We start from the raw sequence: 23,824 nt of genomic DNA, 5'->3' as shown, positions 1-23,824 counted from the left end.
AACTGCCACGTCAGCCACTTCAGGGGCCGTTCTTCCCCGATTAACCTTCAGGCCATACGAACAGTTGTCTGCGGTTGGTTCTGACCCACCCGAATTGTCAGGAAGCTGGCAAGCCGTTGCGTGACGCAACTCGGGTGGGTCGGTTCATTACTTGGCTAGAGGGGCAGGGGATTCATGGATTTCGGGGCACTCCCGCCGGAAGTCAACTCCGCGCGAATGTACGCCGGCCCGGGCTCGGCACCGCTGCTGGCCGCCGCGGCGAACTGGTCGGCGATGGCGACGGAGCTGCACTACACCGCCACGTCGTACGCCTCGGTGATCGCTGAGCTGGCGGACTCGGCCTGGCAGGGCCCCTCAGCCGCGTCGATGACGGCGGCAGCGGGTCCGTACGCGGCATGGCTGAAGGCCACCGCGGTGGGAGCTGAGGAGACGGCGCTGAAGGCCACCGCTGCCGCCGGTGCCTATGAGGCCGCCTACGCCGCCACTGTGCCGCCGCCGGTGATCGCCGCCAACCGCACCCTGCTGGCCTCGCTGGTCGCCACCAACTTCCTGGGACAGAATGCCCCGGCGATCGCGGCCACCGAAGCGCAGTACGGCGAGATGTGGGCCCAGGACGCGGCCGCGATGTACGCCTACGCCGGCTCGTCGGCAACCGCCAGCCAGCTGGCCCCGTTCAACACCCCGCCGGAGACGACGAACGGCAGCGGCCAGATCAGCCAGTCCGCGGCCGCCTCCAGCGCGGAGTCGAGTCTGTCCGACTTTCTGGACAAGATTCCGAACGCCCTGCAGAACATGCTGAACATGACGCCGACCCAGCTCGTGGACGACTACCAGGCGATCGTCAAGACCCTCACCAATGTGATCAGTACCGCGAACGGTCCCTACGGGATCAACATCGAGAGCTCGGCGCGGAGTATCTACCAGATGGCCATCAGCATCCCGTCGGTGGCCAACGGGCTCGGCAACCTCACCAGCACGCTCAACCCCAAGCCGATCGTCGGCGCCTTGTCGCCGTTGCTGTCCAGTCCGCTGCTGACCGGTTCGCAATCCGTCCCGGCGGCGGTGTCGGGGGCCGTGGGCCGGGCCGGCCTGATCGGGTCGCTGTCGGTGCCGTCGAACTGGGCCACCGCGGTTCCGGCGGTCAAGACCGCCACGGTGGCGCTGCAGGCCAGCGTGCTGGAGGCCGCTCCGGCTCTGGCTGTGAACGGCGAGGGCGTGCTGGCCGGCCAGATGGCGCTGTCGAGTCTGGCCGGGCGCGCGATCGGCACACCGGTACGTCAGGCTGCGGGCGCCAGCGCGACCCGCGCGATCAGCGCCATCACCCACGTCACGAACAACCAGACGGCACCGGACATCGCCACCACCGCCACCGTCATCGTCATCCCGCCGATCGCGAAGTAACGAAAGCAGGTCGCGTTCATGGTTTTTCAAAGTTTCGCAGCGCAGCCTCCCGAGGTCATCTCCGGCCAGCTGTATTCCGGGCCGGGTGCTGACCCGTTGTTCGCCGCGGCAGCTGCCTGGTCGGGGCTGGGCGCCGAGCTGCACGCCGCCGCATCCTCCTACCAGGCGGCGCTGGCCAGCCTCAGCGGCGGTTGGCAGGGGCCGGCGGCCGCGGCCATGGCGACCGCAGCCGCGCCCTATGTGGCGTGGTTGTCGACCACGGCGGCGCAGGCCGAACAGACCGCAGCCCAAGCCTCTGCCGCGGCAGCCGCCTATGAATCGGCCTTCGCCGGCATCGTGCCGCCGCCGGCGATCGCCGCCAACCGCAGTCAGCTGGCGTCGCTGGTGGCTTCGAACATCCTCGGGCAGAACAGCACGGCGATCGCCGCCGTCGAAGCGGAATACGGGCGAATGTGGGCTCAGGATGTCGCCGCGATGCAGGGCTATGCCGGCGCTTCGGCGGCGGCGACGAATCTGACCTCGTTCACCGCGGCGCCGCAGACGACGAATAGTGAGCCGGGGAGCGCGGCGGCCACCTCCGATCCCGACCTGATTCAGTTGATCACGAAGCAGATCACCGATCTGACGGCTTCCTATAACGCCGGCTGGCAGAACGCGATCGATGGCGTCCTCGGCACCACCTACGGGCATGAGTTGTGGGAGAGCCACCTCTCGCTGGCCAGTGGCGTGAGCGGCCAGACCGGCTGGGTCAACGCCGCGCACGCGAGTACCAACCTGGGCATCACCCAGTTCCGGGCCGGGTACAAGGCAGTGATCCCGGTGATCCCGAAGTCGGCGCTCGGGGGCCTGCACAGCTCCGGACTGCCCGCGAGCATCGGTCTGCGCTCGGCGGGGGCAGCCGCGGGCAGCGCGATGCGCGTAGGGGCGCTCACGGTGCCGCCGAACTGGGCCAGCGCCACCTCGGCGATCCAGCTGGCCTCCACGTCGCTGCCGCAGACGGCGCTGGGCGCTGCTCCGGCAGCGGGAGCCGTGCCGGGCATGCTCGCCCCGGCAGCCCTGGGCAGTGCGGCCGGGGGTGCACTGGGTGCGCCGGCCACCCGAACGGTGGCCCCGGTGGCCCGGGTGGTGTCGACCAATATCAAGGACCGCGAGGCGCCGGTCCCACTCGACCAGGTCATCGCGCAATTGCAGCAGACGCCGGATGTGGTGCAGCATTGGAACGTCGACCAGGCCGGCCTCGACGAGCTGGTCGCCAAGCTGTCCCTGAAACCGGGTATCCACGCCGTGCACGTCCTCGACGACGAGGACAGTGCGCTTGCCGGATCGCAGTCCGCGCTCGGCTGATGCGTCCCCGATGCCTCACGACTTCGGCCGCCCCAGGAGGACCCCTATGAAGCTGTTGTTCGTCCCGCTCGTCGCCGCCGGCGCGCTTGTTCTCGCCGCACCCGGGCACGCCGACCCCAATGCGGTGGAGGTGAGCACGGTCGACAGTACGGAGTTCATCACCTCGCTTCGCCAGGTCGGGATCATCTTCGACGACCCGGCTCAAGCGGTGGCCGCCGCTGAAGCGCTCTGCGGGTTGGCGGCCAACGGTGAAACAAGTCTGGAACTGCTGAACGACATCACCGAAGCCAACCCCGACCTGACCGTCGCCGACGCGGCCCGGTTCGCGGCGATCTCGGCGAAAACCTACTGCCCACACCAGCTCAACAAGGGTGGCGGAGGGTCGAAGTAGCGATCCGTCAGGGCTTGACGGCCAGCCAGCGCTGTTGCCCGCCTGCGGTGGCCACCGCCACGTCGCGGAAACCTATGCTGCGCAAGCGGTCCGGCAACGCGTCGGGGGAGACGGGGTTGTAGGTATCGCGGAAATGCATCAGCTGGAACACCGTCGAGTGCACACCGTCGCTGCCGGCGAAGACCGCGCCGGGCCGCAGCACACGGAAAGCCTCGGCGAACAGTCGGTCCTGCAACGCGGGTGTCGGAACGTGGTGCAACATCGTGAAACACACCACTGAACTGAACTCGTCCGACGGCAGACCGGTATCGGTGCCGTCGCCGTTGATGATGTGGGCGCGCGAGCCGTACTTCGCCTGCAGGCGTTCGGTCATCGGCGGGTCGATCTCGACGGCCGTCAGCCGGGGCGTCATGTCCACCAGACACCGCATGTTGGCTCCATAGCCCGGGCCGATCTCCAGGGTGCTGTCGCCGAGGTCGACGTCTGCCAGCGCCCACGGCAGGAGTTCGCGCTCGACGCTGCGCGCCCAATACCGGGAACTGCAACACAGCCGGTGAACCAGATTCATCGCCATCGTCTCGACACTAGTCGGATGCCGTCCGGAGCCGGCGCGCCCAATAGGCTGAACGCCGTGGACGCCCGATGGGTCCTGCACCTGGATATGGACGCGTTTTTCGCGTCCGTCGAGCAATTGACCCGCCCGACGTTGCGGGGCCGGCCGGTATTGGTCGGCGGGCTCGGCGGCCGCGGTGTGGTGGCCGGGGCCAGCTACGAGGCGCGGGTTTTCGGCGCCCGATCGGCGATGCCGATGCACCAGGCGCGTCGGCTGGTGGGCGCCCCGGCCGTGGTGCTGCCGCCTCGTGGCGCCGTGTACGGCATGGCCAGCCGTCGGGTTTTCGAGACCGTGCGGGCGGTGATCCCGGTCGTCGAGCAGCTCTCCTTCGACGAGGCGTTCGGTGAACCGGCCGAGCTGGCCGGCGCAAGCGATGCGGAGGTCCTGCGGTTCTGCGAACACCTTCGCCGCCGGGTACGCGACGAGACCGGCTTGGTGGCGTCGGTCGGGGCGGGCTCGGGCAAGCAGATCGCCAAGATCGCCTCCGATCTGGCAAAGCCGGACGGGGTGCGCGTCGTCAGCCGCTCCGAGGAACGGCTGTTGCTGGACGGGCTTGCAGTGCGCCGGCTGTGGGGGATCGGTCCGGTCGCCGAGGAGAAGCTGCACCGGCTGGGCATCGACACGATCGGCCAGCTCGCCGCGCTGACCGACAACGAGGTCGCCGATATTCTGGGCGCCACCATCGGCCCGGCACTGCACCGACTGGCCCGGGGGATCGACGACCGGCGGGTCGCCGAACGTGCTGAGGCCAAACAGATCAGCGCCGAATCGACCTTCGCGGTGGACCTGACCACCTTGGACCAGCTGCGCGCTGAGATCGGTCCGATCGGTGAACACGCCTACCGCAGACTGCTGCGCGACGGGCGCGGCGCTCGCACCGTGACGGTGAAACTCAAGAAGGCCGACATGAGTGTGCTGACCCGCTCGGCCACGCTGCCCTACGCGACCACCGACGCCGCCGCGCTCACGGCGGCGGCCGGCCGGCTGCTGCTCGATCCGCAGGAGATCGGCCCGATCCGGCTGCTCGGCGTGGGGTTCTCCGGGCTGACCGATGTTCGGCAGGAGTCGCTGTTCCCGGATCTGGAGTTTCCAGACCTGGGAGTCATCGCGCCCGAAGTGACGGCGCGGGAACCACTTTCCCCGCCGACCACGGCGCCGTGGCGGGTCGGTGATGACGTCAGCCACCCTGACCTCGGCCACGGCTGGGTGCAGGGAGCCGGCCACGGGGTGATGACGGTCCGGTTCGAAACGCGCGGCTCGGGCCCCGGTCCGGTGCGGACGTTCCCCGACGATGAGCCCGAGATCAGCCGCGCTGACCCCGTCGCGAGCCTGGACTGGCCGGACTACGTCGCGCGCCCGGAGGAACCCAGCTAGCGGTGCGGGGTGGTCACCACAGCACACCGTAGACGCTGGACAGGGTAAATCCATGGTGGCCATAGCCTTTGCAGGTCACCGTGCCCTGGTAGCCGACTGCGCAGCTGGAGCCCCAGTTCTCCAGTCGATGGCCCTCCGGCAGCACATCCACGTCCCGGGTGAATGACGCGATGTCGCCATGGCGGTATGCCGCGGGCACCCCGCCGACTTCGAGCACGGTCTGGTTGGTGCCGGCGGGAGCGTCCATCGGCACCGCATCGCAGCCGATCGGCCCGCCATTGGGGCCGATACCGCACGAGCGGCCGTCCGGTGTTCTGAAGAAGACCCAGTAGAAGTCGGTCGGCGATGAGTACCGGCCGGTGGCGACGGGGTAGTCGTCGATGGCGTCCGCCCCGGGCGGCGGCTCGGCCCGAACCGCGGCGGCGGTCCCGACCGTGAGAACGGCGGCGCCCACGAGGGCGAGAATCCTGGCCATGGTCAGCCCCACCGGTCGATGACCTCGCCGACCGGCTGTCCGGCCGCAAGCGCCGCCATCAGCAGGATCCGTGCCTGCGGCGGCCGCAGCCGCGGCACCATCAGCGCACCCGCCTCCACCAGGGCCCGGCCGGGACCGTAGTCCGCGCCGATGCGGCCATCCGGAACCCGGCTGGACACCGCGACCACGAGTCCGGCCGCGCAGTGCCGGCGCACGCCCTCGATCACCGCCGTCGTGGCGTTGCCCGACCCGAGCGCGGACAACACCACCCCGCGCGCACCGGCGGCGGCGCAGGCGTCCAGGGCGACGGTGTCGGCGCCCGCGTACAGCGCCACGACGTCCACCCGCGGAACCGTGGCCGGTGCACCCAGGTAAGGCCGAGTCTTGTCGCCGGTCAGGCTGACTCGGCCGTCGGCGACGGTGCCCAGCAGCGGACCGGTGAAGCCGGTCAGCCCGGTGATGGTCGCCTTCTGCAGACCCAGCGGGGCCAGCACCCGGCCGGCGAAGCACAGCAGCACCCCCAGTCCCCGGGCGGTCGGGGCCGCGGCCAGCGCCAGGGCATCGCGCAGGTTGCCCGGGCCGTCGGCATCGGGGGCGTCCGCGCCGCGCTGGGCCCCGGTCAGCACGACCGGAACGTCTCCGGTGTAGCCGAGTTCCAGCCAGAGCGCACCCTCTTCGCAGGTGTCGGTGCCGTGCGTGACCACCACCCCGTCGGCGCCGCCGTCCACGGCCGCGTTGACCGCGGCGAGCAGCGCAGCCCAGTCGGCCGGACCCAGCTCCGAGCTGTCCCGCGCCATCAGGTCCACCACGGTGACGTCGGCGGCGCCGGTGTCTGCCAGCAGGTCCGAACCGCTGCGGGCGGGCCGCAGCGCCCCGTCGCCCTGGGTGCTGCAGGAGATGGTTCCGCCGGTGGTTATGACGGTGATGCGCTTGGACAGCATGCGGCGATCATGCCGCACCTGGGTTAAGGGATGATGGGGGGCGTGAGTGACGAGACAACCGACTCGACCGAGACGGAGGTGGACCCGGCCCCGGCGCCTGAGGCGGAGCCGCCCGCCCCGCCCCGCCGGCTGGGACTGCTGCTGTCGGTGGCCGCGGTGGTGCTGGTGGCCGACGTCGTCACCAAGGTGCTCGCGGTGAAGATGCTCACCCCCGGCCAGCCCGTGCCGATCATCGGCGACACCGTGACCTGGACCCTGGTCCGCAACTCCGGCGCCGCGTTCTCCATGGCCACCAGCTACACCTGGGTGTTGACCCTGATCGCCAGCTCGGTGGTGCTCGGCATCATCTGGATGTCGCGCCGCTTGGTGTCGCCCTGGTGGGCGATCGGTCTGGGAATGATCCTCGGCGGGGCGCTGGGCAACCTGGTGGACCGGTTCTTCCGGGCGCCCGGGCATTTGCAGGGCCACGTGGTCGACTTCTTGTCGATCGGCTGGTGGCCGGTGTTCAACGTCGCCGACCCGGCCGTGGTGGGCGGCGCGATCCTGCTGGTCGCGCTGTCGGTGTTCGGCTTCGACTTCGACGCGGTGGGCCGCCGACGCGCGGGCGACGGCGAGCAGGCCTGATGCGGCTGTGACCGAACGATCCATGCCGGTCCCCGAGGGACTGGCCGGTATGCGTGTCGACGCCGGGCTGGCCCGCCTGTTGGGCCTGTCGCGCAATGTGGTCGCGACGCTGGCCGAAAACGGGGACGTGGAACTGGATGGCGTCGCTGTCGGCAAGGCCGATCGGCTGGTCGCCGGTGCGTGGCTGCAGGTGCGGCTGCCTGAAGCGCCGCCGCCGCTGGAGAACACCCCGGCCGAGGTCGAGGGCATGACGATCTTGTACTCCGACGCCGATATCGTCGCCGTCGACAAACCCGCCGGGGTCGCCGCGCACGCGTCCGTGGGGTGGACCGGGCCCACCGTGCTGGGCGGCCTGGCCGCAGCCGGGTATCGGATCACCACCTCCGGGGTCCCGGAACGTCAGGGCATCGTGCACCGCCTGGACGTCGGGACCTCCGGGGTGATGGTGGTGGCGATCTCCGAACGCGCCTACACCGCACTCAAACGCGCGTTCAAGGCGCGCACCGTGGAGAAGCGCTACCACGCACTGGTGCAGGGCCATCCGGACCCGTCCAGCGGGACCATCGACGCACCGATCGGGCGGCATCACGGACCGGACTGGAAGTTCGCGGTGACCGCCGACGGACGGCACAGCATCACCCACTACGACACGGTGGAGGCGTTCGTCGCCGCGAGCCTGCTCGACGTGCACCTGGAAACCGGCCGCACCCACCAGATCCGGGTGCACTTCTCGGCCCTGCGCCATCCGTGCTGCGGTGACCTCACCTACGGGGCTGACCCGACACTGGCGCGCAAGCTCGGACTGGAACGCCAGTGGCTGCACGCCCGCTCACTGGCCTTCGCCCACCCCGGCGACGGGCGGCGCATCGAGATCACCAGCGAATACCCGGCGGATCTGCAGCACGCATTGGACGTTCTGCACCGCTGACTCAGGGCTTGCGAGCCTCGACGAGCACCCGGCATCGATGCCGTTAGCTGGATTCGTCGGCCGGCTTGGCTGACTTCGGCGGCCGGATCTTGAAGGAGATGCGCAGTTTGGTGCGGTAGATGATGCCGCCTTTGTCGTCGAGAGTGAGGTCTTGCTCGACGACCTGGGCGACGCGGATGTCGTCGATGGTCTGCTTGGCCCGGTGCACCGCTTCGGCCGCGGCGTTCTCCCAGGACGACGGGCTGGTCCCGATGATGTCGATCACCCGGTACACGCTCATGTATGACTCTCCTCGCTTTCGCCGAACCTCAACGTAGTGCACCGCGGCGGCCGCTGTCCCGGGAAACGACAGCCGAGGAGACACGACCGGCGACACGCCCGAAAGCGTCGGTGCTCGGCCATAGACTGGCGGTCCTATGGACAGTTCATCGTCGCGGTCCTTCGTGCACCTGCATAACCACACCGAGTACTCGATGCTCGACGGCGCGGCGAAGATCGCCCCGATGCTGGCCGAGGCGCAGCGCTTGGAGATGCCCGCGATCGGGATGACCGACCACGGAAACATGTTCGGCGCCAGCGAGTTCTACAACGCGGCGACCAAGGTCGGCATCAAGCCGATCATCGGGGTGGAGGCCTACATCGCCCCGGGCTCGCGTTTCGACACCCGGCGGGTTCATTGGGGCGACCCCGGCCAGAAGAGCGACGACGTCTCCGGCGGCGGCTCCTACACCCACCTCACCATGATGGCCGAGAACGCCACCGGGTTACGCAACCTGTTCAGGCTGTCCTCGCTGGCTTCCTTCGAGGGCCAGCTCGGCAAATGGTCGCGGATGGACGCCGAGATCATTGCCGAGCACGCCGAGGGCATCATCGCCACCACCGGCTGCCCGTCCGGTGAGGTGCAGACCCGGCTGCGCCTGGGCCAGGATCGCGAGGCGCTGGAATCGGCCGCCAAATGGCGGGAGATCTTCGGCGCGGAGAATTACTTCCTCGAGGTGATGGACCACGGTCTGTCCATCGAGCGCCGGGTACGCGACGGGCTGCTGGAGGTCGGCCGCAAGCTCGGCATCCCGACGTTGGCCACCAACGACTGCCACTACGTCACCCGCGACGCCTCGCAGAACCACGAGGCACTGTTGTGCGTGCAGACCGGCAAGACACTGTCGGATCCCACCCGGTTCAAGTTCGACGGCGACGGCTACTACCTGAAGTCGGCCGCCGAGATGCGCGCGCTCTGGGACGACCAGCTGCCGGAGGCCTGTGACTCGACCCTGCTGATCGCCGAGCGGGTGCAGTCCTATGCCGATGTGTGGGCTCCGCGCGACCGGATGCCGGTGTTCCCGGTTCCCGACGGCCACGACCAGGGGACCTGGCTGCGCCACGAGGTGCAGGCCGGTCTTCAAAGGCGCTTTCCGGCAGGTGTGCCGAGCGAGTACACCGATCGTGCTTCGTACGAGATCGACGTCATCTGCGGCAAGGGATTTCCGTCGTACTTCCTGATCGTGGCGGACCTGATCAACTACGCCCGTTCGATCAACATCCGGGTGGGCCCGGGCCGAGGGTCGGCCGCCGGGTCGCTGGTTGCCTACGCGCTGGGCATCACCAACATCGACCCGATCCCGCACGGCCTGCTGTTTGAACGCTTCCTCAACCCGGAACGGCCGTCGGCACCCGACATCGACATCGACTTCGACGACCGTCGCCGCGGTGAGATGGTGCGCTACGCCGCCGAGCGGTGGGGCAGTGACCGGGTCGCTCAGGTGATCACCTTCGGCACCATTAAAACCAAAGCAGCGCTGAAGGATTCAGCGCGTGTGCACTACGGCCAGCCGGGCTATGCGATCGCCGACCGGATCACCAAGGCGCTGCCTCCTCCCATCATGGCCAAGGACATCCCGCTGTCGGGCATCACCGACCCCAACCACGAGCGGTACAAGGAAGCCGCCGAGGTTCGTGGGCTGATCGACACCGACCCCGATGTGCGCACCATCTACGAGACGGCGCGTGGCCTGGAGGGCCTGGTCCGCAACGCCGGCGTGCACGCCTGCGCGGTGATCATGAGCTCCGAGCCGCTGATCGACGCGATCCCGTTGTGGAAGCGCCCGCAGGACGGTGCCATCATCACCGGCTGGGACTACCCGTCGTGTGAAGAAATCGGCCTGCTGAAGATGGACTTCCTGGGCCTGCGCAACCTGACGATCATCGGCGACTGCCTGGAGAACATCAAGGCCAACCGGGGAATCGACCTGGATCTGGACACCTTGCCGTTCGATGACCCGGCCACCTACGAATTGCTGGGCCGCGGCGACACCCTGGGCGTGTTCCAGCTCGACGGCGGCCCCATGCGTGACCTGCTGCGCCGCATGCAGCCCACCGAGTTCAACGACATCGTCGCCGTGCTGGCGCTGTACCGTCCCGGCCCGATGGGCATGAACGCCCACAACGACTACGCCGACCGCAAGAACAATCGCCAGGCCATCAAACCCATCCACCCTGAGCTCGAAGAGCCGCTGCGCGACATCCTGTCCGAGACCTACGGCCTGATCGTCTACCAAGAGCAGATCATGTTCATCGCCCAGAAGGTGGCCTCCTACACCATGGGCAAGGCCGATGCGCTGCGTAAAGCCATGGGCAAGAAGAAGCTTGAAGTGCTCGAAGCCGAATACAAGGGCTTCTACGAGGGGATGACCGCCAACGGTTTCTCCGAGAAGGCCGTGAAAGCTTTGTGGGACACCATTCTTCCGTTCGCCGGCTACGCGTTCAACAAGTCGCACGCGGCCGGATACGGCCTGGTGTCGTACTGGACGGCGTACCTGAAGGCCAACTACCCGGCCGAATACATGGCCGGGCTGTTGACGTCGGTCGGTGACGACAAGGACAAGGCCGCGGTCTACCTGGCCGACTGCCGCCGGCTGGGGATCACCGTGCTGCCACCCGACGTCAATGAATCCGAGCTGAACTTCGCCTCGGTGGGGGAGGACATCCGTTACGGGCTGGGCGCGGTACGCAACGTCGGCGCCAACGTCGTCAGCTCGCTGATCAACACCCGGACAAGCAAGGGCCGATTCACCGACTTCTCCGACTACCTCAACAAGATCGACATCGCGGCCTGCAACAAGAAGGTCACCGAATCCTTGATCAAGGCCGGCGCCTTCGACTCGCTCGGGCATCCGCGCAAGGGGCTGTTCCTGGTGCACACCGACGCGGTCGACTCCGTGCTGGGCACCAAGAAGGCCGAAGCGGTGGGGCAGTTCGACCTGTTCGGCGGGGGAGACGGCGAAAGCTCCGGAACCGATGCCGTTTTCGGCATCAAGGTGCCCGACGAGGAGTGGGCCGACAAGCACAAGCTGGCCTTGGAACGGGAGATGCTCGGCCTCTATGTCTCCGGGCATCCGCTCAACGGCATCGCGCATCTGCTGGCTGCCCAGGTCGACACCCAGATCCCGGCGATCCTGGAAGGCGATGTCGCCGCCGACACCCAGGTGCGGGTCGGCGGCATCCTGGCATCGGTGAACCGCCGGGTCAACAAGAACGGACTGCCCTGGGCCTCGGCACAATTGGAGGATCTCACCGGCGGCATCGAGGTGATGTTCTTTCCGCAGACCTACTCCGCGTACGGAGCGGAGGTCGCCGACGACGCCGTGGTGCTGGTCAGTGCCAAAGTGAACATCCGCGACGACCGGATCTCACTGATCGCCAACGAGCTGGTGGTGCCGGACTTCTCCGCCAACGCCGCGGATCGTCCGCTGGCGGTGAGTCTGCCGACCCGGCAGTGCACGATGGACAAGGTCAGCGCGCTCAAGCAGGTGCTGACCCGCCATCCCGGCACCGCGCAAGTGCAGCTGCGGCTGATCAGCGGGGAGCGCATCACCGTGCTGGAACTGGATGCCTCGCTGCGAGTGACGCCGTCGTCGGCGTTGATGGGGGATTTGAAGGCATTGCTCGGCCCGGGCTGCTTGGGCGGGTAACCGACGAACGCGGCATCCGGCCGGAATGCGTGCTACCGCGCGAGCGGGTCCACCCGGACGATCACACTGTCCGGCCACAGGTTGCGGGTTCGGGCGCGCCGCCACTTCTCCCGGAGCGGCAGATCCCGGTGCACATTGGTGACGCCGGGTACCGGGATCATCGGCACCACGTTCCACTGCCAGCCGTACCGCCGGTGCAGGGTGCGGTTGGCGGCTTCGGCCTCATCGCCGGACAGAATGGCGGCCCGGCCCAGTAGCGCCGCCGCCGGCTGACGGCGCCGTCCGCGGTAGTCGCAGGCGGTCAACTCGACCTCGGGGCGCGCGGTCAGCCGTCGAGTCTTTGGCCCGACCTTGGTCCGAAACAGCACGGTGGCGCCGTCGACTGCGAACCACACCGGGGTGTCCATGGGCGTGCCGTCGCGGCGGAAGGAGCGCAGCAGCGCGTAGCGCGCGTCCCTCAGATCTTCCAGTGGTAGGTGGTGCATGCCACCAGGGAACAACTTAGAGTTGACTTCAAGTCAAGTCCTCTGGAGGTGCCGTTGGCCGGACGGTTGACCATCGGCGAGGTGGCTCACCGTAGCGGCGTCGCCGCGACCACCTTGCGCTATTACGAGCGGATCGGTCTGCTGGCCGCTCCGGTTCGGGTGGGCGGCCAGCGCCGCTATGACGGTGCGGTGCTGGCCCGGCTAGAGGTGATCGGCCTGTGCAAGACGGCGGGGTTCACGCTCGACGAGATTCAGCTGCTGTTCGCCGACGATGCACCGGGGCGCCCGGCCAGTCAGGCGCTGGCCAAGGCCAAGCTCGCCGAGATCGACGCCCAATTGGAGTCATTGTCACGCGCACGCGCGGTCATCGAGTGGGGAATGCGGTGCACTTGTCCGTCCATCGATGCGTGTACCTGTGGAATTCATCCGCCGCAAGTCTGAACCTCAACATTACGGTTAGATCTGTTTCCTATAACAACATCGCATAACTGGTGTAACGTCTGAAACTTCTCGCACAACAGGTGTGGCCTCGGGGGGAGGTAGAGACTGTTGAGGGCTGTGCGGAGCCGATTTTGGCGGGCGCACTGACGCAAATAACCGAACTTTACCCAAGAGTAGAATTAGCATAGGATATCAATGCTGTAACACGGGCGTAACGTAACACGCCTGTTGATTCACAGCAATGTATGAGCTTGAACAACACGGAGGCAGTCATGTGGGTTTCGCGTCGTCTTCTCAACCTGCTCGGGATGGGCGCTGCCGCCGCGTTCGCCGCGCTGGTGATTCCGGTGTCAACCGCGCACGCCACCGACCTGTTTGGGAACCCGGACGGCACCACCTATGAGACCTGTGAAGGTGCGGTCTGCCTGGTGATGGGCAACCCCGTGGACGGCAACTGGGCATATCAGGGCGTGCGCCCGTTCATCACCGACTGGAAGGGCGACCAGCCCTACAACGTCATGTACACCCCCACGGGCTCTGACGAGGCGAGCCTGGCCGGGAGCTACAACATCAAGATCGAGGACTACTGGAACTCGTTCTTTTCCACCTCGGCGTACCAGTTCGGCGACTTCGTCGCCAACCCCGACTCCGATGTCAGCGCCAGCGATCTGGGTAATTTCGGTTACCTGTCGGGATCCTCGATCTATGAGATCAACGTCGGTGACTTCACCAACCTGACGATCAACGGCGTGGGCCCGCACGACCTGAACTACTGGGTCATGTCGACCGGCGACTTCGGCTACACCGTGGTGACCGACCCGATCAACTTCGCGTCGGCCGCCTACATCACGATCGGCGACGACGACCCGATGTTCTTGTGGAACAGCCTGTTCCACTCGTGGATCCCCGAGGTGCCGGACTACCTGATTCCGAACGACCCGTTCGCCAGCCTCGACTTCGACCCGGCGCAGTACCTCACCGATGTGCTGGGCGCCCTCTAACTCCGCACCTCAGAACTTGTAGCGCAGCACCCGGGCCTTGCCGGCCACCGACTTGAATCGGCCGGCAAGCCGGGTGATTGCGCGGGCCGGGCCGGGAAACGAATCCACCTCCGCGGCGTGCGCCAGGCAGGCCTGTTCGACCAGGCGCAGGCGCGGCTCCCAGCGCTCCGGGGTGTGCGGGTCGGTGAAGCCGGGGTTGGCCCAGACATGGCGCAGCACGCTGAACATGCCCCGCGGCGCCAGCTTCATGCCCAGCCAGCTGAGCGCCCCGACCCGGCCATAGTCGTTGAACGCCAACTCGCCGGTCACGAAATGATCGATGGCGTGCCCGATCAGCGCAACGACCTGCGGCTCGGTGAGAAAGGCGAACAGTCCGTCGGCGATCACCATGGTGGGCCGGCCGACCGGGATGCCGGCTGTCCAGTCCGTGCCGGTCAGATCGGCGGCGATCACGTGCTCCGCGCGCTGAGCCGGCACCACCTTCTCACGCAGCGCGATCACGTGCGGCAGATCGATGCTGTACCAATCGACTCCGGCCGGCGGCTTCACCCGAGCCAACGGCTCGTTGAGCCCCGCGCCGAGGTCGACCACCATGGCGTCGGGATGCGCCGTCGTGTATGCGCGGACGCGCTCGTCGAGCATCTTGGCGCGCAGCGCGGTTTGTCGCACCACGCTCGCCGGAATCCGGAATGCCGGGAAGTCGTAGTCGATCAGGCCGACGACCCGGTCGGAGAACTCGTCACCGAGAATCGGGGCGGGGGCACGACAGTCGAGTGCGCGGGCGTAGGCCGTGAGGAACGCGGTCTGCTCGACCAGACTGAACTCGGTGACGGCAATCGACATGGGCTCACCGTAAGCGATGTCGACCGCGGGCACCCGTAACGGCAAACCCGCGTCTCGGTCGGGGCGGCGCCACTAACGTCGACGCCATGGAAACCGCCACGGAAACTCTGCAGGCCTCCACCATCGCGGTGGCAGCCGACGGCCCACTCGGCTCCATCACGCTGAGTCGCCCGGACAAACTCAACCCGCTGAGCACGACGACCCTCGACGAGTTGGTGGCGGCGGCCCGCTGGTTCGATGCCCGGCCCGCCGTCAAGGTGGTGGTGGTGGCCGGCAGCGGCCGGGCGTTCTCTGCCGGCGCCGACCTGGCCACGTTCGTGGCCGCCGCCGACGGGGCCGGAGCGCTGCGAGAGGCCGCCGACGCCGGACGGCGGATGGCGGACGCCGTGGAAGCCATGCGGGCGGTCACGGTGGCGCGGCTGCACGGTCACTGCGTAGGCGGCGGCGTCGTGTTGGCCGCAGCGTGCGATCTGCGGGTGGCCGCCGAAGACGCCCGGTTCTCCATTCCGGAGGTCGACCTGGGTATTCCGCTGGCCTGGGGCGGTATCCCGCGGTTGGTCCGCGAGATCGGGCCGGCGCTCACCAAGGAACTGGTGATGACCTGCCGCCCGTTCGGAGCCGCCGAGGCCAAGGCAATCGGCTTCCTCAACCGGGTGGTGCCCGAGGCCGACCTCGACGCCGAGGTCGACGAGGTGGTGCGCCAGCTGGTCAGCAAATCCGCACTCACGTTGGGCGGCACCAAACGGCAGGTCAACGCGGTGACCGAGGGCATGGTGGTAACCGCGCGCAGCTGGAATGAGGCCGATGCGGTGGTAACGGCCGTGCACGATTCCGAGTCCCAGGCATCAGCGATGGCATATCTGGAACGGGTCAGCCGCCGCTGAGGCGGCCGCGAACAGGAGAAACAGATGACTCAGACATCGCCGGTGGCCACCCTGTGCGAGGCGTTTCAGCGCACGGCCGCCATCGACCCGGACGCGGTCGCGGTGCGCACGGTCGGCGGGACGCAGACCCTGACCTGGCGCGACTACGCCCAGCAGGTGCGCCGCGTGGCGGCCGGCCTGGCCGGGCTCGGGGTGCGCCGCGGCGACACGGTGTCGCTGATGATGGCGAACCGGATCGAGTTCTACCCGCTGGAGGTCGGGGCCCAGCATCTGGGCGCAACGTCGTTCTCGGTGTACAACACCCTGCCCGCCGAGCAACTCGGCTACCTGTTCGGCAACGCGGGCACCAAAGTCGTGATGTGCGAGCAGGCCTATGTCGAGACGATTCGGGCCAGCGGAGCGGAGATCGAACACATCGTCTGCGTCGACGGGCAACCCGACGGCACTTTGTCGATCGAGGACCTGGTGGCCGCCGGCGACGACGACTTTGACTTCGAATCCGCTTGGCGAGCAGTACAACCCGATGACGTTGTGACGCTGATCTATACCTCCGGGACCACCGGCCTGCCCAAGGGGGTGGAGATGACGCACACCAATCTGCTGTTCGAGGCGGCTGCTCTCGACGCCGCGCTCGGGGTGCGCTTCGGAGACCGGATCACCTCCTACCTGCCCTCGGCGCACATCGCCGATCGAGCCATGGCCCTCTACAACTCCGAGATTGCCGGAGTGCAGGTGACCGTCGTACCCGACGCACGCCAAATCGGTGCGGCGCTGCCGGATGTGCGGCCCACGATTTGGGGTGCGGTACCGCGGGTGTGGGAGAAGCTCAAGGCGGCAACCGAATTCGCTGTCGCGGGGGAGCCGGACGACAATCGCCGCGCCGCGTTGCAGTGGGCGCTGGCAGTCGGCGCGAAGCGGTCCGCGGCGCAACTGGCCGGTGAACCCGTTCCCGACGAGTTGGCTGCGGAGTGGGCGCAGGCCGACGAGCTGGTGCTGTCCAAGCTTCGAGCGAAGCTGGGCCTGGACGAGCTGCGGTGGGCGGTGTCGGGCGCGGCGCCGATCCCCAAGGAGACCATCGCGTTCTTCGCGGGCCTCGGGATTCCGATCTGCGAAGTCTGGGGTATGTCGGAGCTCAGCTGTGTGGCGACGACCGTTCATCCACGCGACGCCCGGCTCGGTACGGTCGGAAAGTTGTTGCCCGGACTGGAAAGCCGCATCGCCGACGACGGGGAGTTTCTGGTGCGCGGCCCCCTGGTGATGCGGGGCTACCGCAAAGAGGCGGCCAAGACCGCCGAGGCGATCGACGCCGACGGATGGCTGCACACCGGCGACATCCTCGAAGAGGATGCCGATGGCTATCTGCGGGTGGTCGACCGCAAGAAGGAACTGATCATCAACGCCGCAGGCAAGAACATGTCGCCGGCGAACATCGAGAACGCCATCCTGGCGGCCTGCCCGATGATCGGGGCGATGGTCACCATTGGTGATTCCCGGCCCTACAACACGGCGCTGATGGTCTTCGACGCCGACTCGGTGGCGCCGTATGCCGCTGCCCATGGACTGTCGGCGGCGACACCGGCCGCGCTGGCCGCTGACCCGAGGGTGATCGCGCAGATTGCGGCGGGCGTGGCGGAGGGCAACGCCAAGCTGTCACGGGTGGAACAGATCAAGCGCTTTCGGGTACTGCCTGCACTCTGGGAACCCGGTGGCGACGAGGTCACCCTGACGATGAAACTCAAACGGCGGCCGATCGCGACGAAATACGCCGAGGAGATCGAAAGTCTCTATGCCAGCGAGCCGGGACCCCAGGTGCATCAGCCCCGAGTCCCCGAAGCCGCCGCACCGACCTCCGCACTCTGACAGGAGAACGCCACGTCGCCAACGGTTTTCACGTTCGGCCACGGCACCGCGGACCGGGGCGCAATCAGCGCGCTGCTCCTTCGTGCCGGTGTGCAAGGCCTCGTCGACGTGCGCACCGCTCCGGGGAGCCGGCGCAATCCTGACACTGCGCGTGAGGAGATGCAGCGCTGGCTACCCGAAGCCGGTATCGGCTACCGGTGGGAACCGCGGCTCGGCGGCTGGCGACGGATCAAGGGGCAGAGCCCGGATATCGGCTTGCGCAATGACTCGTTCCGGTCCTACGCGGGCTACATGCGCTCGGAGGACTTCCAGTCCGGAATCGATGAGCTCGTGGCCGAAGCGGCAGTTGAACAGGTTGCGGCGATGTGTGCCGAAACCCTGTGGTGGAGATGCCATCGCAAGCTGGTTGCCGACTATCTCACGCTGGTGCGCGGAATCGAGGTGCGGCACCTGATGCACGACGGCAAGCTGCTGGACCACCGCCCGACCGCCGAAGCCCGAGTTGCCGGCGATGTCCTGGTCTATGACGGCCCGGCTGGCGAGCCCGAATAGGCTGCGCTCAGCGTTGCGACGGACGTCGCGGATGTTGCAGGCCCAGTACGAGCCACACCGCGGCACAGGCACCCGCGGCGGTCAGCACCGCAGCCGCGGCGTTGGATGTGATGGCGCCCACAATCAGCAGGGTGACCAAGCCGATGCCCAGCGCAACCAATTTGTAGGCCGGCCAGGGCACGCCGGCGATGGGCACTTGCTGCCCGAAGAGCTCGGCGGTAGTCATAGATTTAACGGTACGCGATAACCAATTGTTAGGCCAGCCGAAATCTGTTGGTCGGATCATCGTGTCGGGTCGCCGGACTACGCTGGTGGAATGCCTCTGAGCGGAGAATACGCACCCAGCCCGTGGGATTGGTCTCGAGAGAACGCAGAGAAGTACATGGCCTCCGGTGGCACCGAGGGCACCGAGATGCAGGGCATGCCGGTGGTGCTGCTCACCACCGTCGGAGCCAAGACCGGCAAGCTGCGCAAAACGCCGCTCATGCGGGTGGAGCACGAGGGTCAGTACGCGATCGTCGCCTCGCTGGGCGGCGCCCCGAAGAACCCGGTCTGGTACTACAACGTCGTCAAGAACTCGCGGGTCGAACTGCAGGATGGCACCGTCACTGGCGACTACGACGCCCGCGAGGTATTCGGCGACGAGAAGGCGACGTGGTGGGAACGTGCGGTGGCGGCCTACCCGCCTTACGCGGAGTACCAGGAGAAGACCGATCGCCAGATCCCGGTGTTCGTGCTGACCCCGGTGGGCTGAACCCCCTGCTGGGTGACACCATATTGCGGTGTCCGCCGAACTGCGCCAGAACCGAAGTGGCTCCAATTCAGGCCCCGCGCAGGGCCCGTTGAAGGGTCCGTTGACCGCGGCCGACATCGACGCGGCGGCCAAGCGGATCGCCGGCGTGGTCGCCCCCACCCCGTTGCAGCACAGCGACCGGCTCTCAGAGCTGACCGGTGCCGACGTGTATCTCAAGCGCGAAGACCTGCAGTCGGTGCGGTCCTACAAGCTGCGCGGCGCCTACAACCTGCTGGTCCAGCTCAGCGAATCCGAGCTCGCCGCCGGCGTGGTGTGCTCGTCGGCCGGCAACCACGCGCAGGGATTCGCCTACGCCTGCCGGGCGCTGGGTGTCCACGGCCGGGTCTACGTGCCGGCCAAAACCCCGAAGCAGAAGCGTGACCGCATCCGCTACCACGGCGGCGAATTCATCGAGCTGATCGTCGGCGGCGCGACTTACGACCTGGCCGCGGAGGCGGCCCTGGCCGATGTCGCCCGCACCGGTGCCATCCTGGTGCCGCCCTACGACGACCTGCGGACGATGGCGGGCCAGGGCACCATCGCGGTGGAGATCCTCGACCAGCTCAACACCGAACCGGACCTGGTGATCGTGCCGGTCGGCGGCGGCGGCTGCATCTCGGGCATCACCACCTACCTGGCGGAGCGCACCGCCAACAGTGCCGTGCTGGGCATCGAACCGGCCGGAGCCGCCTCGATGATGGCTGCGCTGGCCGCTGGGGAACTGGTGAGCCTGGACCATGTCGACCAGTTCGTCGACGGGGCGGCCGTCCGGCGCGCCGGTGCGTTGCCGTACGCCGTGCTGTCCGGAGCCGGCGACATGGTGTCGGTGACCACCGTCGACGAAGGTGCGGTGTGCACCGCGATGCTCGACCTGTACCAGAACGAGGGGATCATCGCCGAGCCGGCGGGCGCCCTGTCGGTGGCCGGCCTGCTGGAGGCTGACATTTCCCCGGGTTCGACGGTGGTGTGCCTGATCTCCGGTGGCAACAACGACGTCTCCCGGTACGGCGAGATCCTGGAGCGCTCGCTGGTGCACCTGGGCCTCAAGCACTACTTCCTGGTCGACTTCCCCCAGGAACCGGGGGCGCTGCGGCGCTTCCTCGACGAGGTTCTCGGGCCCGGCGACGACGTCACGCTGTTCGAGTACGTCAAGCGCAACAACCGGGAGACCGGTGAGGCCCTGGTCGGCGTGCAACTGGGGTCGGCCGCCGATCTCGACGGGCTGCTGGAGCGCATGCGCACCTCGGAGATCCACGTCGAGCCACTGGAGCCCGGCTCTCCGGCGTATCGCTACCTGCTGTAGAGACGCGGATCCGCCGCAGCAGGTGAGCTCCGGGCGCCGAACGGGTAGCCGACGCCTCATGGTGTCATCGGAGACAACGCGCATGGATGAAACCGACGTCCGGCGGGTTCTCGATATCGCCCTGCGATTCGGGCAGCTGCTGTTGGGCTCACAGGCGGGAACCGCCGACGTCGCCTCGAGCATGCTCGCCATCGCCACCGCCTACGGGCTGCCGCAGACCCAGGTGGACATCATGGCGAACTCGATCCGAGTGTCGGTACCGCGAGGGGTGCCGGGCGCCCCGGTCACCGCGATGTATCTGGTGCAGTCGCGCTCACTGGACTACACGCGGCTGCAGCTGGCCACCGATCTCGCCGAGCATGTCGTGAACACGACGCCCGATCCCGAGTGGGTGCAGCAGCAGCTGGACATCGTGAACCGGGCCGCCCATCCCTATCCCCGGTGGGTCGCCACCGCCGGCTGGGCGGTGATGGCCGGTGGCTTCGCCGTACTGATCGGCGCCGGTCCGCTGGTGGCCCTGGTTTCGGCGGGCACCACCGCCCTGATCGACCGGATCGGCCGTGTACTCAACGGCTGGCAGCTGCCACTGCTGTTCCAGCAAGTCGTCGCCGCCGCGGTGGCCACCGGGGTCGCCATCAGCCTGCACGCCGCCGGCTGGCTGCCCGCCGGAACCCCGGTATCGCCGGTGGTGGCCGCCAACATCGTGGTGCTGTTGTCCGGGCTGGCCACCGTCGGCTCGGTGCAGGACGCCATCACCGGCTACCAACTCACGGCCGTCTCGCGGGGTATGGACATCCTGCTGCTGTCGGTCGGCATCCTGGTCGGCGTCTCGATCGCGGTGCAGATCGGCGGGGCGTTCGGAGTGCAAGTCCGGGTGAGCCCCGAGATGCCGGTCGCGGCGCTGAGCGTCCCGGTGTACCTACTGGCCGGCGCGATCGGTGCGGCCGCGGCCGCTGTCGCGGGCTATGCGCAACTCAAGGCGGCCCTGGCGGCCGGACTTGCCGGGGCGACCGCAACGTTGCTGTTCTTCGGGCTGCAACTGGTGCAGGCCAATCCGATCGTGAGCTCATTTGCGGCCGCCGCGGCGACCGGTCTGGTCGGCACCCTGCTTGCGCCCCGGCTGCGCGTCACGCCGCTGGTGATCATCATGGCCGGCATCATCCCGCTGGTCCCCGGGCTGACCCTGTTCCGCGGCTTCGTGCAACTGGTCAACGGGCAGCCCAACGCCGGAGGCTCACTGGGGATGGCCGCCGGGCTGGCACTGGCCCTCGGCGCCGGCGCGGTGTTGGGGCCGCTGTTGGCGCCCTCGGTGCGGCGCGAACTCAGCCGCTACCACCTGCGCGGCCGCGGACATGCCACGCGTCGCATCCGCAGCCCGTATCGCATTCCGCAGCTGGCCGGTATTCGTTACTTCGGGCGCCGGGCGGCCTAGCTCACCGGCTCTTGCGCAGGACCGTCAGCGACCGTCCCGTCACCGTCACGGCCTGGCCGGCGTCCACCACCAGGTCGGTACTGCCGTCCGGATGAGCGGTGTCGATCACCGCGGTCCAGACCTGCGCGTAGTCGGTATTGGGCGTGACGAAGTCCACCGGTGTGTCACCGGCGTTGAAGCACAGCAGAAATGAGTCGTCGACGATCCGCTGCCCGCGGGCATCCGGCTCCGGTAGCGCTTCGCCGTTGAGGAAAACCATGACGCACCTGCCGAATTCGCTGCCCCAATCCTCCTGGGTCATCTCGTGCCCGGCCGGGGTCAGCCAGGCGATGTCACGCACCTCGTCGCCGCCACGGATCGGCCGGCCCTCGAAGAACCGGCGCCGGCGAAACACCGGGTGCGCGGTGCGCAGCGTGGTCAGGGCCCGGGTGAACGCCAGCAGGTCGGCGTTGCGCTCGGCCAGCGTCCAGTCCATCCAGGACAACTCGGAGTCCTGGCAGTACACGTTGTTGTTGCCCTGCTGGGAGCGGCCCATCTCATCGCCGTGCAAGATCATCGGGGTGCCCTGGCTGATCAGCAGGGTCGCCATGATGTTGCGGACCTGATGGGCCCGCAGGGCCAGGATCGCGGGGTCGTCGGTCGGGCCCTCGACACCGCAGTTCCACGACCTGTTGTGACTCTCACCGTCACGGTTGTCCTCGCCGTTGGCTTCATTGTGCTTCTCGTTGTAGGACACCAGGTCCGCCAGCGTGAAGCCGTCATGGCAGGTGACGAAGTTGATGCTGGCGCTGGGACGCCGCCCGGTCGCCTCGTACAGGTCCGAGGAGCCGGTGAGGCGGGAGGCGAACTCACCGAGGGTCTCCGGCTCGCCGCGCCAATAATCCCGCACCGTGTCTCGGTACTTGCCGTTCCATTCCGTCCACAGCCCGGGAAAGTTACCCACCTGGTAGCCGCCCTCGCCGACGTCCCAGGGCTCGGCGATCAGCTTCACCTGGCTGACCACCGGGTCCTGTTGCACCAGGTCGAAGAACGCGGACAGCCGGTCGACGTCGTGCAGCTCCCGAGCCAGGGTGGAGGCCAGGTCGAAGCGGAAGCCGTCGACGTGCATCTCGGTCACCCAGTAGCGCAACGAGTCCATGATCAGCTGCAGGGTGTGCGGATGACGGGCGTTGAGACTGTTGCCGGTGCCGGTGTAGTCGGTGTAGTGCCGCAGATCGTCCTCGTCGAGACGGTAATAAGCGGCGTTGTCGATACCGCGGAAGTTGATCGTGGGGCCCAGGTGGTTGCCTTCGGCGGTGTGGTTGTAGACCACATCGAGGATCACCTCGATCCCGGCCTGGTGGAACGCTCGAACCATCGCCTTGAACTCGGCCACCGCACCGCCGGCCTGGCGGCTGGCCGCGTACTCGTTGTGCGGTGCGAAGAAGCCGAAGGTGTTGTACCCCCAATAGTTCCGCAGGCCCAGCTGCAGCAGCCGCTGATCGTGCAGGAACTGGTGGACCGGCATCAGCTCGATGGCCGTGACGTTCAGCGACTTGAGGTGGTCGATGATCACCGGGTGCGCCAGCCCGGCGTAGGTGCCGCGCAGTTCGGCGGGAATGCCCGGGTGGGTCTGGGTCATGCCCTTGACGTGCGCCTCGTAGATAAGCGTCTGGTGGTACGGGGTGCGTGGTGACCGGTCGGCCGCCCAGTCGAAGTAGGGGTTGATCACCACGCTGGTCATGGTGTGGCCCAGCGAGTCGAGCCCGGGGGGCGGCGCACCGTTGTCGGGATCGGCGAGGTCGTAGGAGAACAGCTCCGGACCGAAGTCGAACACGCCGTGAAAGGCCTTCCCGTACGGGTCCAGCAGCAGCTTGCCGGGATCGCAGCGCTGGCCCGCGGCCGGGTTGAACGGTCCGTGCACCCGGAAGCCATAGTGCTGCCCGGGCCCGACGCCGGGCAGGTAGGCGTGCCAGACGTAGCCGTCCACCTCATCGAGCCCGATCCGGGTCTCGGCGTGGTCGCGGTCGTCGATCAGGCAGAGCTCAACACGCTCGGCCACCTCGGAGAACACCGCGAAGTTGGTGCCCGCTCCGTCGTACACCGCGCCCAGCGGATAGCTGTTTCCGGGCCACACCGTTGGCGCGGACGGCTCTGGTATGGGCTCGGAGCCCGACTCAGCCGACGACACC

At 67.8% G+C, this 23,824-nt stretch carries 23 protein-coding genes; 15 read left to right on the top strand and 8 right to left on the bottom strand.

Going from position 1 to position 23,824, the window contains the following annotated elements:
* Positions 1-174 precede the first annotated feature (174 nt).
* From ABW16_RS04555 to ABW16_RS04545, 3 genes are read left to right on the top strand one after another with little or no spacing between them, the layout of a single operon-like run.
* Positions 175-1,401, top strand: coding sequence for a PPE family protein (locus ABW16_RS04555; RefSeq protein WP_047317945.1), 1,227 nt, complete (start codon positions 175-177; stop codon positions 1,399-1,401).
* Positions 1,402-1,419: 18 nt separating this feature from the next.
* Positions 1,420-2,745 carry a PPE family protein gene (locus ABW16_RS04550; protein ID WP_047317944.1) on the top strand — a complete coding sequence of 442 codons (1,326 nt, stop codon included), beginning with the start codon at positions 1,420-1,422 and terminating at the stop codon, positions 2,743-2,745.
* A 46-nt stretch (positions 2,746-2,791) separates the two neighbouring features.
* On the top strand, positions 2,792-3,136 hold the full coding sequence (locus ABW16_RS04545; RefSeq protein ID WP_047317943.1) for a DUF732 domain-containing protein: 345 nt from the start codon (positions 2,792-2,794) through the stop codon (positions 3,134-3,136).
* 7 nt (positions 3,137-3,143) lie between these two features.
* On the opposite strand, the gene ABW16_RS04540 is transcribed toward ABW16_RS04545, so the two are convergent.
* Complete coding sequence (locus tag ABW16_RS04540; protein WP_047317942.1) at positions 3,144-3,710, bottom strand: class I SAM-dependent methyltransferase; 567 nt, start codon at positions 3,708-3,710, stop codon at positions 3,144-3,146.
* 57 nt (positions 3,711-3,767) lie between these two features.
* Here ABW16_RS04540 and ABW16_RS04535 point away from each other — a divergent pair, with 57 nt between their 5' ends.
* Positions 3,768-5,123: a DNA polymerase IV gene (locus ABW16_RS04535; RefSeq protein WP_047318118.1), complete on the top strand. Its 1,356-nt coding sequence runs from the start codon at positions 3,768-3,770 to the stop codon at positions 5,121-5,123.
* Positions 5,124-5,136: 13 nt separating this feature from the next.
* Here ABW16_RS04535 and ABW16_RS04530 read toward each other — a convergent pair whose 3' ends face one another.
* Both ABW16_RS04530 and ABW16_RS04525 read right to left on the bottom strand, forming a co-directional pair.
* Positions 5,137-5,598 carry a hypothetical protein gene (locus ABW16_RS04530; RefSeq protein WP_047318117.1) on the bottom strand — a complete coding sequence of 154 codons (462 nt, stop codon included), beginning with the start codon at positions 5,596-5,598 and terminating at the stop codon, positions 5,137-5,139.
* Between the two features lie 2 nt (positions 5,599-5,600).
* Positions 5,601-6,539 carry an asparaginase gene (locus tag ABW16_RS04525; RefSeq protein WP_047317941.1) on the bottom strand — a complete coding sequence of 313 codons (939 nt, stop codon included), beginning with the start codon at positions 6,537-6,539 and terminating at the stop codon, positions 5,601-5,603.
* Between the two features lie 33 nt (positions 6,540-6,572).
* On the opposite strand from ABW16_RS04525, the gene lspA reads away from it, so the two are divergent.
* Complete coding sequence (gene lspA, locus ABW16_RS04520) at positions 6,573-7,163, top strand: signal peptidase II (protein WP_412178176.1); 591 nt, start codon at positions 6,573-6,575, stop codon at positions 7,161-7,163.
* A 22-nt stretch (positions 7,164-7,185) separates the two neighbouring features.
* Entirely contained in the window at positions 7,186-8,091 is a 906-nt protein-coding gene (locus tag ABW16_RS04515) for an RluA family pseudouridine synthase (protein WP_200900620.1), read from the top strand.
* Between the two features lie 43 nt (positions 8,092-8,134).
* Here the strand turns inward: ABW16_RS04515 and ABW16_RS04510 are convergent, their stop codons facing one another.
* Complete coding sequence (locus tag ABW16_RS04510; RefSeq protein WP_047317939.1) at positions 8,135-8,371, bottom strand: dodecin family protein; 237 nt, start codon at positions 8,369-8,371, stop codon at positions 8,135-8,137.
* 136 nt (positions 8,372-8,507) lie between these two features.
* On the opposite strand from ABW16_RS04510, the gene dnaE reads away from it, so the two are divergent.
* Positions 8,508-12,059, top strand: coding sequence for a DNA polymerase III subunit alpha (dnaE, locus tag ABW16_RS04505; RefSeq protein WP_047317938.1), 3,552 nt, complete (start codon positions 8,508-8,510; stop codon positions 12,057-12,059).
* A gap of 32 nt (positions 12,060-12,091) precedes the next feature.
* On the opposite strand, the gene ABW16_RS04500 is transcribed toward dnaE, so the two are convergent.
* Positions 12,092-12,544 (bottom strand): PPOX class F420-dependent oxidoreductase, encoded by a 453-nt coding sequence (locus ABW16_RS04500; protein WP_047317937.1) that lies wholly within the window; start codon positions 12,542-12,544, stop codon positions 12,092-12,094.
* A 54-nt stretch (positions 12,545-12,598) separates the two neighbouring features.
* On the opposite strand from ABW16_RS04500, the gene ABW16_RS04495 reads away from it, so the two are divergent.
* A complete protein-coding gene (locus ABW16_RS04495) occupies positions 12,599-12,985 on the top strand; it encodes a MerR family transcriptional regulator (RefSeq protein WP_047318115.1) in 387 nt (128 codons plus the stop codon).
* Between the two features lie 272 nt (positions 12,986-13,257).
* On the top strand, positions 13,258-13,986 hold the full coding sequence (locus ABW16_RS04490) for a hypothetical protein (RefSeq protein ID WP_131721469.1): 729 nt from the start codon (positions 13,258-13,260) through the stop codon (positions 13,984-13,986).
* Positions 13,987-13,995: 9 nt separating this feature from the next.
* Here the strand turns inward: ABW16_RS04490 and ABW16_RS04485 are convergent, their stop codons facing one another.
* Positions 13,996-14,829, bottom strand: coding sequence for a class I SAM-dependent methyltransferase (locus ABW16_RS04485; RefSeq protein ID WP_047318114.1), 834 nt, complete (start codon positions 14,827-14,829; stop codon positions 13,996-13,998).
* Positions 14,830-14,915: 86 nt separating this feature from the next.
* Here ABW16_RS04485 and ABW16_RS04480 point away from each other — a divergent pair, with 86 nt between their 5' ends.
* The 3 genes from ABW16_RS04480 (at position 14,916) to ABW16_RS04470 (ending at position 18,125) form a co-directional block, all read left to right on the top strand.
* Complete coding sequence (locus ABW16_RS04480) at positions 14,916-15,713, top strand: enoyl-CoA hydratase/isomerase family protein (RefSeq protein ID WP_047317935.1); 798 nt, start codon at positions 14,916-14,918, stop codon at positions 15,711-15,713.
* Positions 15,714-15,737: 24 nt separating this feature from the next.
* A complete protein-coding gene (gene fadD11 / locus ABW16_RS04475; protein ID WP_047317934.1) occupies positions 15,738-17,573 on the top strand; it encodes a fatty acid--CoA ligase FadD11 in 1,836 nt (611 codons plus the stop codon).
* 63 nt (positions 17,574-17,636) lie between these two features.
* Positions 17,637-18,125, top strand: a complete 489-nt coding sequence (locus tag ABW16_RS04470; RefSeq protein WP_047317933.1) for a DUF488 domain-containing protein — start codon at positions 17,637-17,639, stop codon at positions 18,123-18,125.
* A 7-nt stretch (positions 18,126-18,132) separates the two neighbouring features.
* Here the strand turns inward: ABW16_RS04470 and ABW16_RS04465 are convergent, their stop codons facing one another.
* On the bottom strand, positions 18,133-18,351 hold the full coding sequence (locus tag ABW16_RS04465) for a hypothetical protein (RefSeq protein WP_047317932.1): 219 nt from the start codon (positions 18,349-18,351) through the stop codon (positions 18,133-18,135).
* Between the two features lie 90 nt (positions 18,352-18,441).
* Here ABW16_RS04465 and ABW16_RS04460 point away from each other — a divergent pair, with 90 nt between their 5' ends.
* The 3 genes from ABW16_RS04460 (at position 18,442) to ABW16_RS04450 (ending at position 21,653) form a co-directional block, all read left to right on the top strand.
* Positions 18,442-18,879, top strand: a complete 438-nt coding sequence (locus tag ABW16_RS04460) for a nitroreductase family deazaflavin-dependent oxidoreductase (RefSeq protein WP_047317931.1) — start codon at positions 18,442-18,444, stop codon at positions 18,877-18,879.
* 28 nt (positions 18,880-18,907) lie between these two features.
* Positions 18,908-20,221 carry a threonine ammonia-lyase IlvA gene (gene ilvA / locus ABW16_RS04455; RefSeq protein ID WP_047317930.1) on the top strand — a complete coding sequence of 438 codons (1,314 nt, stop codon included), beginning with the start codon at positions 18,908-18,910 and terminating at the stop codon, positions 20,219-20,221.
* Between the two features lie 82 nt (positions 20,222-20,303).
* Complete coding sequence (locus ABW16_RS04450; RefSeq protein ID WP_047317929.1) at positions 20,304-21,653, top strand: threonine/serine exporter family protein; 1,350 nt, start codon at positions 20,304-20,306, stop codon at positions 21,651-21,653.
* Position 21,654: 1 nt separating this feature from the next.
* On the opposite strand, the gene glgX is transcribed toward ABW16_RS04450, so the two are convergent.
* Positions 21,655-23,823, bottom strand: a complete 2,169-nt coding sequence (gene glgX, locus ABW16_RS04445; RefSeq protein WP_047317928.1) for a glycogen debranching protein GlgX — start codon at positions 23,821-23,823, stop codon at positions 21,655-21,657.
* Position 23,824 lies beyond the last annotated feature (1 nt).

This window comes from Mycolicibacter heraklionensis, assembly GCF_001021505.1.
Taxonomy (GTDB): Bacteria; Actinomycetota; Actinomycetes; order Mycobacteriales; family Mycobacteriaceae; genus Mycobacterium; species Mycobacterium heraklionense.
The sequence above is the reverse complement of the archived record's forward strand: the minus strand, read 5'-3'. Positions and strand labels throughout refer to the sequence as shown.